Raw genomic sequence first — 18,947 nt, forward strand, 5'->3', positions numbered from 1 at the left:
ATATGAACTTATTAGTACATTGACAACTTGTGTCGGTAAGTATGTAGTTGAGATAGACAGAAGGTTTCAACTGTTTTTATTAAAACATTCAGCCGGATTAAAGAAGTGTAGAGATATTAAGTATAGGAGTGAGTGAACACAGTGATAGACAAATTTAAACACATTGACTTGACTAATGAAAAAGTTCAAAGAATTGTAAACTATGGATTTGAAGAGTTTAGTAAACAGTCTTACGAAAAGGCGTCAACAAATCAGATTGTTAAAGATGCTAAAGTTTCGAGAGGTTTACTTTATCACTATTTCAAAGATAAAGAGGATTTATATGATTTTCTAATTTACTATTCAATAAAAATAGGAGTTGAAGAATTAGAGGATAAAATTCACTGGAATGAAACAGATTTCTTGAATAGGGTTAGAGACACAATTAGACTTAAGTTGGAATGGATTGATAGATACCCGTATCTATTTGAATTCTATGACAAGATAGATAGAAAGAAAGTTCTTGAATATACACAACAAAGTGAAGGACCAAAATTTAAAGAAAAATTCTATAATCATAACCTGGATTTCAGTAATATCAAACAAGGTGTAGATGTGCAAAAATTCATTAACTTAACAGGATATGCTGTTAAGCAGATTACTAAAGAGCATATGGATAGGTATTTTATAGAAGAAAAAGTTATGGATAAGGAAGCATTAATAGAAGAGATTGATATTTATCTGGATTTTATTAGAACAAATTTTTATAAATAGAAAACTAATAAATAGAAGATAGGGAGGTTAATATATGATTTATTCATTTAGTGTTAAGCAAGTACCATCATTATCTCAGGTAGGGGGTAAAGGAAAAGCATTAATAGAGACATATGGTGCAGGATTACCTGTACCTGAAGGACTTGTATTATCTGTTGATTTTTTGTCACCATGGCTTAGAGAAATCAAAGCTTCAGCTGAGTGGAGAAAGCTTATAGTGGATGTAAATGTAGATAGTTGTAATGCTATCAAGGCAAAAGCGATGGGGCTGAAACTAACTCTTTCAATGGCATCAGAACTAGAAAAACAAATAACTAAACTAGGAGTAGTAAATATATTTGCTGTACGTTCTTCATCACCTGAAGAGGATTTAGAAGGCACAAGTTTTGCTGGAATGTATGAAACATATTTGGGTATCACTAAAAAAACATTAGAATCTCATATAGCTAAGGCTTTTTCTTCTTGTTTTGATTTTAGAGTTATGGAGTACAAAAAGCGGAATGATATAAATCTAAAAGGTACTTGTATAGCTATTGTTGTACAGAAACAGATTGCATCAGAGGTAAGTGGTGTAGGTTTTTCCATTAATCCAAATAATAATTGTTATGATGAAGTAATGATCAATGCAGCTTTTGGACTTGGTGAAACTATTGTGTCTGGTACGGTGACACCAGATACTTATGTTGTAGATAGTGTAAAAAATGAAATAATTGAAAAAAAGATTAACAATAAAAAAATAGCTCTCTGGTTACTAGAAAATGGTGGAACTATAGAGAAACCAAATAAGAACCCAAAAGATAGTGCTTTGAGTGATAGTCAAATAATAGAACTCACTAAGCTGATTAAAAAGTGTGAGACTTATTATGGTATTCCAATGGATACAGAATGGGCATATGAGAAAGGGAGATTATATCTATTGCAGTCAAGACCCATTACAACGTATTTTCCGCTCTATGAGGGATATAGAACCAAACCGGGTGAGACAAAACATTTATATATAGATTTAATAAAAATGACTCAGGGATTTGAATATTCATTATCAGAACTTGGAAATGAAGTATTCGCTAAGATGATTGAAAATGCTAAACAAGGAATTATGCCAGAAGGTAAAGAAGGTATATTGTATGCAGTTGCAGGACGACAATATATGGATTTAACTAACTCTGAGAAAGCTTTTGGCTTAAAGATGGTAAGTAAATCTATAGGTAACTATGATGTACCTACTAGAGAAGTTCTAAAGTCATTTGATTTTAATAAAGGATACCATCTAGATAAGAAACCAAAAGGTGTCAAAAGTTTGGTTTTAATAATTATTAAGATGAGTTTTCTTGCCATACCCGCTATAATCAAAGCGAAAAAAGATCCTAATAGTGTTATGGATTCATATTTCCAAATGGCTGAAATTGCTTTTAAAGATATTGACAGTATTACCTCATCAGATAAGTATTTAGATGAAATAGTATCTGAAGTAATGGTTATTTTTAATAGAATAATGGTTAAAGCTATGGGATTAGCGGGAGTGATGGGTGCAGAAAATAATATCAAAAAAATGTTTGAAGGTATGGGTGTCGAAAATGAAATTGTTGCACTAAGTATAGATGTCTCAGGTAATCCAACAAGTCAAATGGGTTATGGTTTAGTTAATTTAGCATCATTTGATGAATTTAAGAAGATAAATTCAGGTATAGAATTCAAAAAAAGAATCTTGAAAAAAGATTTCTCAAAAGAATTTTTATCAGCATATGATGAACATATGGGTAAATATGGATGTAGGTGTATTGGAGAAATAGATACAGCAGCTATTCGACCTTATGAAAATCTTGAAGAATTTTATAGACAATTGAAGCTAATCAATGTTGACGATAATGCTATGCAATATTCTAAGGTTAAAAAAGAAAAAGCCGTAGCAAAGTTGATGGAATTAGCTAGAAATATAGGCAAAGAAAAGAAATTCACTAGCTATTTGAATGTTTATAAACTCTTGGGTATTCGTGAGCATCCTAAATATATGTATGTCTATGCAAATGATAAAATAAGGCAGGTAGCACTAAAACTTGCTAAGAAATTTGTTGAAGAGGGTAGATTGGATACTGTAAATGATATATTTATGGTCAACTCCTCTGATATAGGAAGAGCTCAAAGAGATAAGAATCATGATATTAAGAAAGTTGTTATTGCTAATAAGAAAAAAAGGGAATTAACAAAAAATGTTAGAGAATGGCCAACAATCATTGATTCAAGAGGGAAAATTTTTAGATATATAAGAGAAAGTGAATCGGGGGACTTTGTGGGTGATCCAGTTTCACCTGGTGTAATTAGAGGTAAAGCTAAAGTGCTGCTTACACCATTTGAAAAACCTCTACTCAAGGGTGAGATTTTAGTAGCTAAGGCAACAGAACCTACTTGGACACCTATATTCATTAATGCCTCTGCTGTTGTTATGGAAATAGGGGGACCACTTCAGCATGGTGCAATTATTGCTAGAGAATATGGAATACCATGTGTAACAGGTATTGATGGTGCAACTACAATAATTAAAGATGGTGATATGCTGGAGGTTGATGGTTCAAGTGGTATTGTGAAGATTATTGAGGAATAATAAGGGTTAAGTTTTGAATTATCCTTACCCTAAAATATATGTTTTATATAATGTAACTAATGTTACGGAAGTAACAGAAGATATGATATATAATATTAGTATATTTATAAAGGAGATGGTCAAAAATGATTGAAAAAATATATAAGTATAGCACAACAGATAATAAAGCTGTAGAAAGAATCATTATGGATGATAATATCAACTATATCCACATGGTATTTAACAAGAACGAAGGTTTGCCAGAACATTATTCCAACTCTAATGTTTACATGACTGTTTTAAGAGGCGTTTTATCAATAGGGTTGAATGAGCAAGAAATTCATGAGTACGAGAAGGGTGATATATTACAGATAACTTTCAATACGAAAATGAAAGTTACTAATTTACATGATGACGTATTAGAATTAATTGTTGTAAAAGCACCAGCACCATCAAAATAATATGCATAAAGGTAAAATCTCTAATATCTATGAGATTTTACCTTTTATTTTGTTTAAATAGGCAGCTAATTGGAATAATAAGGTAATTTTATGCTATAATATTAAGTACTAATAATTTGTGGGAGGTTAGCTTAAATATGTTTAAACGAATAAGTACTTTGATAGTATTTGTTGTACTCTTAATGGTTTCAAGTATATCTGTATCTGCAAAAACTGTTACGGTAGGAGAATTTAAATTTAATACATATGATATTAATGGTTATGAAACTGCAGAATTTGCAGTAAGCAAAGAGAAATTTGTAACAAAGGATGGGAAAAGATTACTCATCGTAGAAAAAAACAAAAAACAAGGATTAATTAATGTGCAAGGAACGGTGATTCTTCCTCTTAATTATGATTATATTGATTGCTTTTATGGAGATTATGTGGTTGTTTATAAGAATGATTTTGCAGGTGTAGTAAACTATAAAACTGGAAAACAAATTGTTGAATTTAATAATTATAATTTCATTCATGAGTATTCTGGATATTACGTAGGATCAAGAAGAGATGGTACTAGTGAAAGTTTAAATGAGCAATGGCAAGTATTATCCATAGACGTCTATAGGCGTTTTAGAGAACATTACATTGTACAGAAAAATTATCTACAAGCTCTATTTGATTTAGATGAAAATCAGATAACAACTTTTCAATATGACATAATAAATCCTTTTGAGTATAAAGGAATATCATATTTCATCGTAGAAAAGGATAATGCTTACGGCATGATTGATGATAAAGGAAAGGTTTTATTGGATTATAAGTACTATTGGTTTAGCAAGGATAAAGACTCATCTATAATTAATTTGAAGAATCTAGAGGGTAAGGAGTATGTGTATGATCTGGATACACTAGCTTTGATTAAAGATGATAAAGCAATAGGTTATGAGGATTTTCATATTTATAATGATAAGTATTATTTTTTTAGGGAGAATAACAGCAGTGGAGTTATGGATAAAAATTATAAAGTTATAGAACGCATTAATGAACCTAGAGCCGTTAGTCGTTATATAAATGGACTCTATGAGGTGTTAGATGGACCTAGAAACCGTTATCTTTCAACTTATACTTATAAAGATGCAAAAGGTAAAGTTGAATCTAACATCTACGACTATGCAGATGATTACATTAGCGATTCAGAGTATATTGTGGTGAACAAATTTGACAAACGACCAACGAGATATTATGAATATTGCAGTCCACCTCTTTTTGGTATTAATTTCTATTGTGGTGATGAGCTTCTAAAGCCACATTATGGAGTGATCAATTCTAAGGGAGAAGAGATTTTACCTTGTATATACGATCGAATATATAATTATGGCTATTTTTTGGATGGACTATTTATGGTGGAAAAAGATGATAAATATGGGTATGTGAATGCTAAAAATGAGGTAGTTGTTCCCATAGAATATAAATATACAACCAGACTGAATGTTGTGGGTGAGGAAGCTGATAGATATATTGTTGTTGTAGGTAAGGGCGAAAAATTTGGGCTTATTGATAACAAGGGAGAATTAGTATATCAGTGTAAATTAGATAATGATGTATTACATTCAAAAGATGGAATTATCATTACTACACAAAATGGTCGTTGGGGAGCTATTGATCTAAAAGGTAATGTGGTTATTCCATTTATATATGAAACAGAGAAAAGTTATGAATTCAGAAATGGATTAGCAATTTTTGCAGAAGGCGTCAACAGTATTTCTCATGACCTAGATACAGGGAAAATAACAAAAAAAGTGGCAAAGACAGGTGTATTAACTAATAGAAATGAGATTGTTATTCCTTTTGGAGATTTTGTATCCACATCAAGTGATTATAAAATACTTATAAGTAAAACACCAAAGGGACTTAGAGTATATGAGATGATTGCTTCGCCTTTTGAAGCAGAGAACAATCTATAAATAAATAAATTATGCCTAGTGCAAAACAAAGGTTTTAATATTGCATTAGGCATAATGCTTAAAAGATAGTTGCAATAGCATGCTATATGATGTATACTGAAAATAGTTGCAATAACAGTCTTATTCACATAATAATTCATTACTAACCTTAAACTGAATGGAGGGTATAATATGGGACAAGAGTCTTTTGGTAAATATATTGCTGCAATCTATAGACATCAACAAATATTGATTAATCATTATCTTAAACCATATGGAATCGGAAGCGGTCAATATATATTTTTAATTACTATAGTTAAACATGAAGGAATATCCCAAAAAGAATTAAGTCAATTGATTAGTATAGATAAAGCAACAACAGCTAAAGCACTACATAAATTAGAAGACCAAGGGTATATTTATAAAGTTCAGGATACAGAAGATAAAAGATATCATAAATTATACTTAACACAAAAAGGAAAAGATTTTATACCAACACTAAAAGAGATTCTGGGTAATATTACAATTATGCTCGGGACTGGTATGAGTGACAAAAAACATCAAGAAATTATAGAGTCATTGAAATTGATGCTTGAAAATGCGTATAAGAATGTAGAACAGTTAAGAAATAAATAAGATCTTTTAATTATATCCGTAAGCTTATGGTTATATTTAAAAGATATAATAGTTGCAATGACGTTATAATATTTGAAGCTCATCTTTTGCATTAAGAAAGGAAATTAATATGGAGAAAAATGCTAAAGCAATACTAACTAGTGGGAAAGTAGAAAATGTATTAATAAAACTGACGATACCAATGATATTTGGAATGTTAGGTATGATTATCTTTAATTTAGTAGATACCTATTTTGTAGGACAGCTAGGAACTAATCAATTAGCAGCACTTACTTTCACTTTTCCAGTTATATTAGTGATTACTAGTCTAGCTCAAGGATTAGGGATGGGTGTCTCATCTGTAATTGCAAGAGCTATCGGAGAAGGAAATCATCACAAAGTACAGAGATTAGCAACAGACAGCTTGATATTATCAGTATTATTAGTAATTGTTTTTGTTGTCATTGGATTATTAACAATAGAACCAGTGTTTGAATTATTAGGAGTTGATGCACAAACAATGCCCTATGTAAAAGAATATATGCGTATTTGGTATTTGGGAGTGATATTTGTTGTTGTTCCAATGGTAGGGAATAATGCTATACGTGCATTAGGAGATACAAAGACTCCTGGATATGTCATGATGATTGCAGCAGGTATAAATGTTATACTTGATCCATTATTGATTTTGGGTATTGGACCATTCCCAAGGATGGAAGTAGCTGGAGCAGCTCTTGCAACTGTAATTGCAAGGGCATTAACTTTAATAGTAGCACTTTATATATTGATAAAAAGAGAAAAAATCGTAATAATAGAATCTGCAAAATTAAAAGATATAATTAGCTCGTGGAAAAAAATATTATATATTGGATTACCTAATGCACTTACAAAAATGATAAATCCCATAGCAACAGGTATAATTACAAGCTTAGTGGCTTCATATGGCGTAGAAGCTGTAGCAGGTTATGGAGTAGCAGTTAGATTAGAAAGATTTGCACTATTATTAGTAGGTGCGCTTTCAACAATAATGGCTCCGTTCATAGGACAAAACTATGGAGCAGGAAAAAAGGATAGGGTAAAATTAAGTATAACATTAAGTGAAAAATTTTCTATCATTTCAAGTCTGGTGATATTTGTGATTTTAGTTATAATTGCTAAGCCAGTTGCAGGATTATTTAACCAGGATACTTCGGTTATAAGGATTACTACTTTGTATTTGTGGATTGTACCATTAGGTTATGGGCTTCAAGGAATATTACTGATTTCATCTTCTGTCTTGAACGCATTAAATAAGCCTTTACATGCCTCTGTTCTGACAATTATTCATATGTTTGCTTTGTATGTGCCATTTGCGTTATTAGGTTCATACTTATTTGAGATAACAGGGATTTTTGGAGGTTTAGCTTTATCATATATAATTGCAGGGATTATTTCACATTATGTGGTTAAAAAGACATTGAACACATAAAATAAAAATAACACAAACATAGCAGAAAATATCATGTAGTTTTCCTGCTGATTAGATAAAATAGGTCTATATTAAATCTAGGAAAGAGGTAAACTATATGGAAAAAGAAAGAGTCAGCATATTTGAATTGGATGGAACTAACTACCAGATTGGTTATCATCTTGGAAAAATCGCTATGAACAACCCGCAATTTGTGGAAATGCAAAAGTGTCACAATGGTACTTTTACAGATAATCAGGCAGAAAAAATGACCGAGATGTTTGACAAGTACTGTCCAGGTCTGAATGAAGAACTACAAGGATTCGCAGAAGCTATTGGATCAACAAGGTTACAGGAAAATATGTCCATATGGGTGGAAGTGTCATGCAGTTTGGACGAAGCGAGGGAATAAACGAATGTGGTTTGATGGTTGGACAAACTTCCTGTGGTATGCCTGTGGGCAATATGGAAATGATGCGTAAACCGGCTATCTCAGGTTTGCAGTTTTGGGCGGTGATACGTTCTCTATTAGAAAATTGCAAAGATGTAGACGAAGCATTGATAATCTCCCAGATGGTATTGTACCTAAAACAATTCCTGCAGGAAAATATGCAGTATTTACCCATAGAGGGTTACTTAGTGAAATTCTTAAAACCTATGAATATATTTGGGGAACTTGGATTCTAATTACAAAAGAAGTTCTTGATGAAAGAGGGAGCTTTGAATTATATAATCAACGATTCTTGGGACGGGATAATGAACAATCCCAGATGGATATTTATATTCCCATTAGATAGAGTAAATGTATTTTTTTGCATATTAGTGTAACATTTTCTTAGACAGTCCGTTTATATAGTGTGTAGCTAGTCAAAGAAAGGAGGCTAATAATGGTCAATGGGGAACTAGAGGAAATATATATAAAATATAATAAAGAGCTCTATTTATATGTATTTTCTCTATGTAAGAACCACCACATAGCAGAGGAAATAGTCAGTGAAACTTTTTATAGAGCGTTAATATCTATCAATATATGTGAATCTCATATAAAACTTTGGTTATTGAGGGTTGCAAAAAATTTGTGGTTTGATGGTATAAGAAGAAACAAATACACTCTTGATAAACCAATAGAAGAAATGAATTTAGATTCACATACAAATATATTAGATCAATTTATATATGAGGATAAAAGAAAGTTCATTTATAAATCATTACTTAAATTACCTCAAAATTATAAGGATATAATGGTACTCTATTACTACTGTGACTTTTCTCTAAAAGATATTTCTTTGATGCTAAATATATCTTATAGCTCGTCTAGAACTTTATTGCATAGAGCTAGAAGGAAATTGAAAAATATAATGGAGGCAAACGGATATGAGCAATTTTAAGAAGATGTTTCAACGATATAAAAACAATAAAGCAAGTGAAGAAGAAGTAAATTACATAGAAGAAGAGATAGAGAAAAATACCTTAATAAATGAATTCATTGATGAGCAATATGATGATGAGCTAGGATTAACAGAAGACGATACAATAAAAAAAAATACAAGAGATGAAAACATCAACGGTAACACTATCAAAAGAGCTGTTAACAAAAAATTGAATAAGGTAATAGCTATATCGGTCATCTTGGTATTTTTAACTTTGGGTCTTTCAAAATATGTGGTATCCCCTATTGTATCTAACTTTTATTATAATCCAGAAGCTACTTCTATGGGAACTGAGTATATGGGAGATATGCAACTTGATCTTATAGCTCAAACAGAGCTTACTATGCCAGGAATATATCTACATCATATAATAGTTGATAATTTAGGGTATGGTAAATATAAATGCTACGCTAGCTTTTTAAATTCTTTTAATAGAAATAGTAAAGATATGCAATTTAGTATGAAGCGTAATAAGCTTATTGGAGATTACAGTTATCTCTACGATAATGAATCTTTTACATGGGGTCTAGATAATCTTGAGGAAGTAAACGATGAAAGTAAGCAAAAACGTTTTAAAGATATAAAGGATGAAATTGCTAAACTGCCTTCTACATCATATATAGATGTATCTGTTATACCAGAAAATAAATTGGGTATGGATAGTATTAGAGACCTAGGGAAAAAATATGCAGGACAAGTAGATATATATTGGGTTGCTGTAGCTACAAATAATCCTGTAGTAATGACGAATGATAAAGGTGTTGTAGAAACCGAAATAGGTTTCAATCCTAACCTTCCAAGTATTACTTATAGAGATTTTCCAGATAAAGAAAAATATCCTTTGTTTTTCTTGAAAGATTATTATATGGATGGTTTGGAATCTGAAATGTCATTAGAAGAAGGTATGTCACAGCACTTTAAATCCTTGCTTAAATATGCTATCGATAGAGAAGAGTTTTTTAAACTATTTAAAAGAAGCCAAAAGATTGATAAATTTTCTGAAGCTCTCAATTATGTAGAACAAAATGGTGTTGAGGCATATAAGCTATATATTAAAGGTACTAATGGAAAGGTTCTGGAATTTATAAATAATGAGAACATGGTATTTTGTGAGATCAAGAATGTAAAAGCCTCAAAATATACAAAATAGAGTTGCAAAAAAGTAATAACTCAACTTTTTAAAAGTTGAGTTATTAACATGCAAAATAATTAAAGATTGACAAAACCGTTTAGTTGGTATACACTTTTGATATGGATAAAAAAATAGATATGGCAATCGAAAAATTCATGATGATGACTGAAAAAATAGCTAATGCAGGAAAAACACCTCTCAACTATGGAACAGATATACTCATATATAGAAGTGAGATACATATTATAAAATTGATTGGAGATTATGCTGATCTACATGTTTCTGAAATAGGGAGGAAATTTGGAGTTACAAAAGGAGCCATTTCGCAGGCTCTGAAAAAATTAGAAAGAAAGGGGTTAGTTGAAAAATATCCTGATGAAACTAATAATGCTAAATTATTAGTTAAGTTAACTGATGAAGGTAAGAAAGCATATTTAAACCATGAAGAATATCATAAGAAATATGATGAAGACATTTTTTCGTATTTAAAAGGATTAGATGATGGTGAATTAGAAATTGTATTAGCATTTATAGAAAAAGCAAGTGAAATGGCAGAAAGGAATATATAGAATTGTACTTATAAATTTTTTTTCCTTAACGTATACATACTAAACCAAATGAAATTATTAAATATATTTATATATTCCACCCTTTGAGGTGGAAAAAAATAGTTAACTGATGATAATGAATATCATAATCAAGAGGAGGAAAAAATGAAAGAAAATACTAGTATTTCAGTAAAAGAATATAAAAGAAAAAGCTTACCGTCAAGGGGTTTGATGACCATAAGCGTGATTGCTGGGATTATACCTATTTTTATCATCATGAGGATGATAAATTTACTTTCTAGTAAGGCAATAACAGGGAATCAAATATTAATATTTGGAGCAACAATATGTTTATGCCAAGTCATTAAAGCGGTCTTTTATGCGCTTTCAATATGGAAAGCACATGATTTTGCGTATTCGTCATTGGCGAAGATTAGACTTGATATGATTGGACATTTAAAGAAATTATCCATAGGATTTTTTCAGAAAAGAAAAATTGGAGATCTTACAAACATTATTAATCATGATGTAGATCAAACAGAGCTATATTTAGCACATGGGCTTCCAGAAATAACTATAGCGACTTTGATTCCTAGTATAACAGCTATTACTTTATTAGTTATAGATTGGAGACTTGGGTTAGCATTAATATCAACCGTGCCACTTGCTTTTATATATCAAATTATACTTAATAAACTTATAGCAAATAAGTTTGAGCATTATGTTAAGAGTACTAAGAAAATGTCAGAAGATTTACTTGAATATATTGCAACAATTCCAATCATTAAAGCATTTAGCAAAGAAGAAAAAAGAACACAAAAGGTCTTAGATGGTATGAATGATTATATATCTTGGGTGAAAAAATTAACTGTTGATATAGCATTTCCAACGACATTTGCCATAATGCTTATGGAGGGTGGTCTTGTAGTTTTAGCTATTGTAGGTTCAGTGCTTTTAAGTAATCAACAAATAGATGTTAATACTTTTGTACTAGCTATAATATTAGGAGGAATATTTGGCAGTACTTTTACTAAGTTTTCATCATTCCACCATTTTGGCATTATTTTTAAAAATGCAGTGGATAGCATTAATTCTGTGATGAGTGTTAAACCGATAAATGAAAATTATAGATTTATTAATTTAAAAGCTGGAGATATTGAATTTAAAGATATTGACTTTAGTTATAATCAAGAAAAGAATGTTTTGGAAAATGTTAATTTGGTCTTTCAAAAAAATTCTATGAATGCAATAGTAGGGGCGTCCGGTTCTGGTAAAACGACTATTGCAAATTTACTTATGGGATTTTGGAAACCAGATAGTGGTTTTATAACTATTGATGGCAAGAATATCAATAAAATGAGTGAAAAGGATTTATCGGATCTAGTATCAATAGTTCAACAGGAAACCTTTTTATTTAATATGAGTATAGAAGACAATATAAAAATTGGTAAAAAGAATGCAAGTAAGGAAGAGGTAATTAAAGTTGCTAAAAAAGCCCGGATTCATAATGTGATAATGAATTTGCCAAAGGGATATAAAACTATAGTAGGGGAATCAGGATCAAAGTTATCAGGCGGTGAAAAGCAAAGGATATCCATTGCCCGTATGATGTTGAAGAATGCACCAATAATAATTTTGGATGAAGCGACTTCTGCTATCGATTCATCAAATGAATATTTAATTAAAAAAGCAATAGATGATTTAGGTAAAAATAAAACTATCATTACCATTGCTCATCGCTTAAACACTATTCTAAATGCAGATCAGATTGTTGTCATGCAAAATGGGAAAATTCATGCAAAAGGAACTCATGAAGAATTACTTAGAGACAATAAATTGTATAAAATAATGATTGAAGAACAAGCTAATGTTGATAATTGGGAGATCAAGGAGGTTGTGAGTTAATGATATCAAATATCTATAAATATATGACAAAAAAAGGTAAAGGAATGCTTGTTGCATCAATTTTACTTTCAGTTTTAAAAGCTCTGTCAGGTGCTGGGCTGATATTGGTAATTTTGAATATGATGGATAAAATTATAGAAGGGCAAACAGGTAATTTGGTAAAATGCTGGATAGTATTTATAGGAATTTTTGTGTTAAAAGGAGTATTTACTGCAATAGCGGATATTGCGACGCATTTTAGTGGATTTGAGATTGTTGCAAAAATAAGAGAAGAAGTTACTTTAAGATTAAAACGGTTTTCATTAGGATTTTATACAAAAGAAAGACTTGGTGAAATCAGCACTATAATTCATAAGGATGTAGACAATATTGAGAAGGTAACTGCTCATATGTGGTCGGAAATGTTTAGTAATATTATCACAGCTATGATTATTGGGATTTGGTTATTTACCCTTAATTGGAAAATGGGATTAGCAATGGTATCGTTTATACCTATAGGGATATTGATGTTAGTTTTAGGAATCAAATCTAATAGTAAGTTGGAAGAAAAATCACAAGATGATTTAACTGATATGGTTAGTTTGTTTGTGGAGTATACTAAAGGAATCCCTTTATTAAAAGCTTTTAACGAAAGTCCTACTTTTGAAAATAAACTTAAAGATAGCACTATTAATTTTAGTGAGAGTAGTAAGAAGGTATCGAAATCAGTTGCAAACTACTTAGGGAGATATTTCTTTTTCCTAGAGATTTGCTTTGCAGTTTTGGCAACACTTGGAGCTTTTATGGTATATAAAAATGAATTAACCATATCAAATTATATTATATTTATTATTTTCAGCAGAGAGTTTTATAAACCATTCAGTAATGCAGAATCCTACTGGTTAAATTATATTAAAGTAAAGGATAGCTATAGAAGGGTTATGACAATTTTAGAAGCACCAGTTATTAAAATATGTGAAAAGCCTCAAAAGATAAACAAATTTGATATTATATTTGACAATGTAGGATTTTGTTATGAGAAAGATGAATTTGAATTAAAAGGTGTTAACCTAAAAATAAATGAAAATAGTATGGTAGCTTTAGTTGGACCATCAGGTTCAGGTAAGACAACTATTACAAATCTGATTTTGAGATTTTGGGATTCCCAGAAGGGCAAAATAAGAATTGGAGGAGTGGATATTACAAAAATTGACTACGATAATCTTTTATCTAATATTAGTATTGTAATGCAAAATGTAATACTATTTTCAGATACGATTTTTGAAAATATAAAGACGGGTAATAAAAATGCTACTAGAGAAGAGGTGATTGCAGCTGCGAAAAAGGCAATGATACATGACTTTATCGAAGGTCTACCAGAAGGCTATGACACACCTTTAGGAGAAAATGGAGTAGGACTTTCTGGAGGACAGAAGCAAAGACTTTCCATTGCGAGGGCATTTTTAAAAGATTCACCTATTGTTATTCTTGATGAGATGACGAGTAATGTAGACCCAATTAACGAGAGAAAAATTCAGAAAGCTATAAGTAATTTAGCTACTAATAGAACGGTTATAGTTATTGCGCATCATTTGAAAACTATTAAGAGTGCGGATAAAATAGTGGTATTTGATAATGGCCAAATCAGTGAGATGGGAAAACACTATAAATTGCTTGAGAATAATGGGTTATATAAAAAGCTTTGGAGTGCACAAAAACAAGCTGAAGAATGGAACCTATATTCAGCATAAGAATCATTTTTTTACATGTAACGTATACAAACTATACGTGTCAATACTATATGAATGAAGGAGGGGGATTAAATGGAATTGGATGAGGCAGTGATTAATTTAATGGGAAGAAATCATAAAAGGTTGACAAACCAGAGAAAAGAAATACTTAAAATTTTAATTGATAATGAGAACAAACATGTATCGGTTGACGAGATTCAAAGATTGGCAAAGGAAAACAATATTATTTTATCAATTTCAACAATCTATAGGACAATGGATATTTTACATAAAATAGGTGCTGTTATTAAACATAACTTTGGTAATGGTATTTCAAAATATGAAGTTTTTATGGAAGAAAAAAATGTTCATTATCACTTGATTTGCAAAAAATGTGGGAAGATAGAAGAGGTTTTTGGAGTGTTGGGGGATGATTTTAATAATCGATTATTAGAAGAAAAGGAATTTCAAGTTGAATATCACAGATTGGAAGTTTATGGTTATTGTAAGGACTGTATGAATCATTCAAAATAGCTGTTGGGGGCTTTTATAATTTAGTAGAGGTGATAAAAAATGAGTAAAATTATCATTGTTGACGACGATTCGAACATCCGTGAGCTTGTGATTGCCTTGCTTCAAAACAATGGATTTGAAGTATGTGAAGCGGCAGACGGACGCGAAGCGTTGCAAAAAATTAATGTTGATAAACTTGATCTGGCAATTATCGACATCATGATGCCAAATATGGACGGCTTTGAGCTCTGCAGTCATTTGAGTCGTTATTATGAAAACATGCCGGTTTTAATGTTGACGGCCAAAGATGAGCTCGCAAGCAAGGTGAAAGGCTTCGGACTTGGTGCAGACGATTATTTGACAAAGCCTTTCGAAGGCGATGAGCTAGTCGTTCGGGTTCAGGCGTTGCTGCGGCGTTATAAAATTGAAGCATCCCAGGTAATACAGATAGGCAATGTCACGATTGACAAAAATAGCTACAGCATCACGACGAATGGCTTACGTGAAGATATTCCTATGAAGGAATTTGAATTGCTCTTCAAGCTGGCGAGTTTTCTCGGCAAAACATTTTCCCGCAACCTGTTGATTGAGGACATATGGGGAGTTGATTTTGAGGGGAACGAACGGACGCTAGACGTCCATGTGAACCGCCTGCGCGACCGCTTCCCTGAGGAGCAGGTCGGTTTTAAAATTACCACCATCAGGGGTCTCGGGTACAGGCTGGAGGTGGTCGAGTGAAACAGGATAGACCACTTCATAATGCAATTGCAGTGACTTTAATGTTCCTTGTTTTTGGATGCTTTTTTGCTGCAGGGTATGGCATTACGTTTATGATTTACCACTGGATTGGTACTCCGCCGGAATTTTGGACTCATATTATTTCTGGTCTCATTGGGATAATTATATTCACATGTGTGGTATCCATTTCCAGATTAATCGCCAGCAGGTATTCAAAAGGTAATGGGCAGTATCATGTCTCCCAGAGTCAATTACTGAACGCTATGACAAGAATCGCCCAAGGAGATTTCGACGTCTTTATCGATACCCACTATGATTGCCCCAACAACGATATTGTAGAGGGAATCAATAAAATAGCAAAAGAGCTTGGCTCAATGGAACAACTGCGGCAGGATTTTATTTCCAATGTATCCCATGAGATACAGTCACCGCTGACTTCCATCAGCGGCTTTGCTGCATTATTAAAAAACAACGCACTTACAGTTGAACAGAAAAATCACTATTTAGGCATAATTGAAGCCGAAAGCAAACGGCTGTCCGCCTTAAGTACCAATCTATTGAAACTATCGGCGCTGGAAACTGGTGGAGAACCTTTCTCTTTCATAGAATTTAGGCTCGACAAGCAGTTGGAGGAAGTCACCCTGATGATGGAGCCGCAATGGAGCGCCAAGGATATTGGGATGGAAGTGGATCTGGAAAGATTGACGATCCAGGGCGATAAGGGGCTACTGTCCCAGGTTTGGGTGAATATCCTTAATAATGCCATAAAATTCACACCAAAGGGTGGAGTGATTCGAGTTATTTTACAGTCCAATCAAACAAATGTGTGCTGTCGGATTATTGATACTGGTATCGGTATTGCGCCGGAAGACCAGATGCATATATTTGAGCGCTTTTATAAAGTGGATAAATCCCGAAAGAGGGCTCTCGGCGGTAATGGGCTGGGGCTTTCCCTAGCTAAGAAAATTGTGGAATTGCATGATGGTCAGATTGCTTCGCAAAGTGAGATTGGTAAAGGTACAACATTTACAATTACCTTACCGAGGTTACAGTCCATTAAGGAGTACTGAACTTTTCTTTCGCGTTTACGCTGTGTTTAAGTTCTATTTAACCTCTGTTTAAATTGCTTTGATAAACTATATTTAAAGTAAACAAACAGGAGGTTATTTTTATGTCGATTATTCAAGTAGAAGATCTAATAAAACAATACGACAAAGCAAAAACACCTGCCGTCAAAGGTGTGAGTTTCGCAGTAAATGAAGGAGAGTTCTTTGCTTTCCTTGGTCCTAATGGAGCAGGAAAAACCACCACCATTTCGATACTGACCACCACGCTGGCCAAAACTTCCGGTAGCGTAACAATTGAGGGATATGATATTGAGAAGGAAGCAAAACAGGTGCGGGAAAAGGTGGGGATTATTTTTCAGAAGCCAAGTCTCGATTTACAGCTCTCGGCTGAAGAAAACATCCGTTTTCATGCTTGTTTGTATGGGATGTTCAGTTACCGTCCGACTTTTCGCCTTATGCCAGTGGAATATAAAAACCGTGTCATGGAACTCGCCGAGATTGTTGGTATACGGGAGGCCTTCTTCAAGCCTGTCAAAAAGATGTCGGGCGGCATGCAGCGCAAGCTGGAGATTATTCGTAGCCTGATGCACACGCCAGCTGTGTTGTTTCTTGACGAACCGACGCAGGGACTGGACGCGGTGAGCCGTAGAAGTTTGTGGGAATACATTAATAATGTCCGCAAAGAACACGGAACAACGGTGTTTTTGACCACACACTATATAGACGAGGCTGAGCATGTGGATAAGGTGTGCATTATCAATCATGGACAGGTTGCCAGCTGCTGTCCGCCAGAAGAAATGAAGAAAAGCTTGTTGCGTAAGGAAATTATTCTGGATGCCGAAGATCAAGCAAGCTTGACGAGGGAACTTTCGAAGTTGGGATTGTTCCATAAAAAGGATACTCATATCATCGTTCCTTATCTAGAAAGAACGCCCCAGGAAATTATCGCCAGTCTTAGAACCAAACTGACAGTAATGGAAATTAAAGAGCCATCGCTGGAGGATGCATATGTGGAATACCTTAACAAGACTGGAGGTGTAGCAATATGAATGAAATTGTATTGACAACAGGAAAAGAAAAATCAAAATTCGGGCGTGAAATCAATGCCATTATCACGATTGCCATAAGAGATATAACCCTTGCACTCCGGTCGCCCGGATCAATTATAATGAGCCTTGCCATGCCGTTAATCATGATGGGGATGCTGGGCGGCAGCCTTGCCCAGAACATGACAGAAGGGCTCGATTTCGATTACAATAAATTTATGATGGTTGGCATGATGGTTAATATGCTTTTTATGGTCACTACAACAGGAATGATGTCATTGGTTGAAGACCATACCACGGATTTTACCCAGGAGATGCTGGTTTCTCCAGTCTCACGCTATGCGATAGTGATTGGTAAGATTTTCGGTTCATCCTTTGGTGCCATTGTCAGTATGGCAGGCACATTAATTGTAGGAATTATCATGGAAATTACCCTAAGTCCAGGTCAGCTTCTTATGATTCTCATTCTGTCGCCTCTAATGTGTCTTTCAGGGGGTGCGCTGGCTATGATTGTCATCGGGCTTATCAAAAGCAACAAAACTGCCAATATTGCCGTGATGCTTATCATTATGCCGCAGATGTTTCTTTCCGGAGCAATCATTCCAATCAATAACTCCAGCGGTATTCTATATGTCTTAAGCCATGCCATGCCGATGACATATTGCCTTGATCTAGTACGGGCGGTGGTCTACGCTGGAACTTCGGAATATGCAAGCGTCGTACTGTTCAATCCAGTGGTGAACTTTATTGCCATTACTGCGTTGACGGTGATTTGTTTGTTCATAGGTACTTTTTTCTTCGCACGTTCGGAAAAAAGCAGGTAAAGCAACGTGAAGAAAAGTATTATATCATGAAAATGGAATAACTGTTAGGAATATACGTAAGCATCAAGGAGCCAACAGTTTTCTGCGGTATCATTATCACTGCCACAAGGCATGTGGAGACAGTGACAGTACTAAGTAGGTGATATAATAGGACAACAGTTAGAAACCTGTAATATGAAGGGTTGCGGACTGCTGTCCTATTTTTTATGTTTTTTTTAGAAAGAGTAAATACGATTACAAAGACCAGCTAAGAATT

18 protein-coding genes and 1 pseudogene are annotated in these 18,947 nt (G+C 33.2%); all 19 read left to right on the forward strand.

Annotated elements, in window-relative coordinates; genetic code table 11:
* The first annotated feature begins 141 nt into the window (after positions 1 to 141).
* The 19 genes and pseudogenes from ACX6CF_RS03140 to ACX6CF_RS03230 all read left to right on the forward strand — a co-directional run bounded on the left by ACX6CF_RS03140 (position 142) and on the right by ACX6CF_RS03230 (position 18,691).
* Entirely contained in the window at positions 142 to 753 is a 612-nt protein-coding gene (locus ACX6CF_RS03140; protein ID WP_458783841.1) for a TetR/AcrR family transcriptional regulator, read from the forward strand.
* A gap of 34 nt (positions 754 to 787) precedes the next feature.
* The gene (locus ACX6CF_RS03145; protein ID WP_458783843.1) at positions 788 to 3,352 is read left to right on the forward strand and encodes a PEP/pyruvate-binding domain-containing protein; all 2,565 of its coding nucleotides are present in this window, start codon (positions 788 to 790) and stop codon (positions 3,350 to 3,352) included.
* A gap of 125 nt (positions 3,353 to 3,477) precedes the next feature.
* Entirely contained in the window at positions 3,478 to 3,792 is a 315-nt protein-coding gene (locus ACX6CF_RS03150) for a cupin domain-containing protein (RefSeq protein ID WP_458783844.1), read from the forward strand.
* A 137-nt stretch (positions 3,793 to 3,929) separates the two neighbouring features.
* Positions 3,930 to 5,738 carry a WG repeat-containing protein gene (locus ACX6CF_RS03155; RefSeq protein ID WP_458783845.1) on the forward strand — a complete coding sequence of 603 codons (1,809 nt, stop codon included), beginning with the start codon at positions 3,930 to 3,932 and terminating at the stop codon, positions 5,736 to 5,738.
* 171 nt (positions 5,739 to 5,909) lie between these two features.
* The gene (locus tag ACX6CF_RS03160) at positions 5,910 to 6,353 is read left to right on the forward strand and encodes a MarR family winged helix-turn-helix transcriptional regulator (RefSeq protein WP_458783846.1); all 444 of its coding nucleotides are present in this window, start codon (positions 5,910 to 5,912) and stop codon (positions 6,351 to 6,353) included.
* Positions 6,354 to 6,462: 109 nt separating this feature from the next.
* The gene (locus ACX6CF_RS03165) at positions 6,463 to 7,800 is read left to right on the forward strand and encodes an MATE family efflux transporter (protein WP_458783847.1); all 1,338 of its coding nucleotides are present in this window, start codon (positions 6,463 to 6,465) and stop codon (positions 7,798 to 7,800) included.
* A gap of 97 nt (positions 7,801 to 7,897) precedes the next feature.
* Entirely contained in the window at positions 7,898 to 8,191 is a 294-nt protein-coding gene (locus tag ACX6CF_RS03170) for a hypothetical protein (protein WP_458783848.1), read from the forward strand.
* Positions 8,164 to 8,283: pseudogene (locus ACX6CF_RS03175) on the forward strand (acyl-CoA--6-aminopenicillanic acid acyltransferase); the annotation flags it as partial. The gene ACX6CF_RS03170 and the pseudogene ACX6CF_RS03175, both read left to right, overlap by 28 nt.
* Positions 8,284 to 8,285: 2 nt before the next feature.
* Positions 8,286 to 8,576 carry a GyrI-like domain-containing protein gene (locus ACX6CF_RS03180; RefSeq protein ID WP_458783849.1) on the forward strand — a complete coding sequence of 97 codons (291 nt, stop codon included), beginning with the start codon at positions 8,286 to 8,288 and terminating at the stop codon, positions 8,574 to 8,576.
* A 90-nt stretch (positions 8,577 to 8,666) separates the two neighbouring features.
* Complete coding sequence (locus tag ACX6CF_RS03185) at positions 8,667 to 9,167, forward strand: RNA polymerase sigma factor (RefSeq protein ID WP_458783850.1); 501 nt, start codon at positions 8,667 to 8,669, stop codon at positions 9,165 to 9,167.
* Positions 9,154 to 10,359: an anti sigma factor C-terminal domain-containing protein gene (locus ACX6CF_RS03190; protein WP_458783851.1), complete on the forward strand. Its 1,206-nt coding sequence runs from the start codon at positions 9,154 to 9,156 to the stop codon at positions 10,357 to 10,359. The genes ACX6CF_RS03185 and ACX6CF_RS03190 overlap by 14 nt, the downstream gene beginning before the upstream one ends.
* Positions 10,360 to 10,460: 101 nt before the next feature.
* Positions 10,461 to 10,910 carry a MarR family winged helix-turn-helix transcriptional regulator gene (locus ACX6CF_RS03195; protein ID WP_458783852.1) on the forward strand — a complete coding sequence of 150 codons (450 nt, stop codon included), beginning with the start codon at positions 10,461 to 10,463 and terminating at the stop codon, positions 10,908 to 10,910.
* Positions 10,911 to 11,054: 144 nt separating this feature from the next.
* The gene (locus tag ACX6CF_RS03200; protein ID WP_458783853.1) at positions 11,055 to 12,794 is read left to right on the forward strand and encodes an ABC transporter ATP-binding protein; all 1,740 of its coding nucleotides are present in this window, start codon (positions 11,055 to 11,057) and stop codon (positions 12,792 to 12,794) included.
* On the forward strand, positions 12,794 to 14,524 hold the full coding sequence (locus tag ACX6CF_RS03205) for an ABC transporter ATP-binding protein (protein ID WP_458783854.1): 1,731 nt from the start codon (positions 12,794 to 12,796) through the stop codon (positions 14,522 to 14,524). Before ACX6CF_RS03200 ends, ACX6CF_RS03205 begins: the two co-directional genes overlap by 1 nt.
* Positions 14,525 to 14,596: 72 nt before the next feature.
* Positions 14,597 to 15,037 carry a Fur family transcriptional regulator gene (locus tag ACX6CF_RS03210; RefSeq protein WP_458783855.1) on the forward strand — a complete coding sequence of 147 codons (441 nt, stop codon included), beginning with the start codon at positions 14,597 to 14,599 and terminating at the stop codon, positions 15,035 to 15,037.
* Positions 15,038 to 15,076: 39 nt separating this feature from the next.
* Entirely contained in the window at positions 15,077 to 15,754 is a 678-nt protein-coding gene (locus tag ACX6CF_RS03215; protein WP_458783856.1) for a response regulator transcription factor, read from the forward strand.
* The gene (locus ACX6CF_RS03220; protein WP_458783857.1) at positions 15,751 to 16,824 is read left to right on the forward strand and encodes a sensor histidine kinase; all 1,074 of its coding nucleotides are present in this window, start codon (positions 15,751 to 15,753) and stop codon (positions 16,822 to 16,824) included. The genes ACX6CF_RS03215 and ACX6CF_RS03220 overlap by 4 nt, the downstream gene beginning before the upstream one ends.
* A gap of 101 nt (positions 16,825 to 16,925) precedes the next feature.
* Positions 16,926 to 17,870, forward strand: a complete 945-nt coding sequence (locus ACX6CF_RS03225; protein ID WP_458783858.1) for an ABC transporter ATP-binding protein — start codon at positions 16,926 to 16,928, stop codon at positions 17,868 to 17,870.
* A complete protein-coding gene (locus ACX6CF_RS03230; RefSeq protein ID WP_458783859.1) occupies positions 17,867 to 18,691 on the forward strand; it encodes an ABC transporter permease in 825 nt (274 codons plus the stop codon). The genes ACX6CF_RS03225 and ACX6CF_RS03230 overlap by 4 nt, the downstream gene beginning before the upstream one ends.
* Positions 18,692 to 18,947 lie beyond the last annotated feature (256 nt).

The organism is Vallitalea sediminicola, assembly GCF_054408565.1.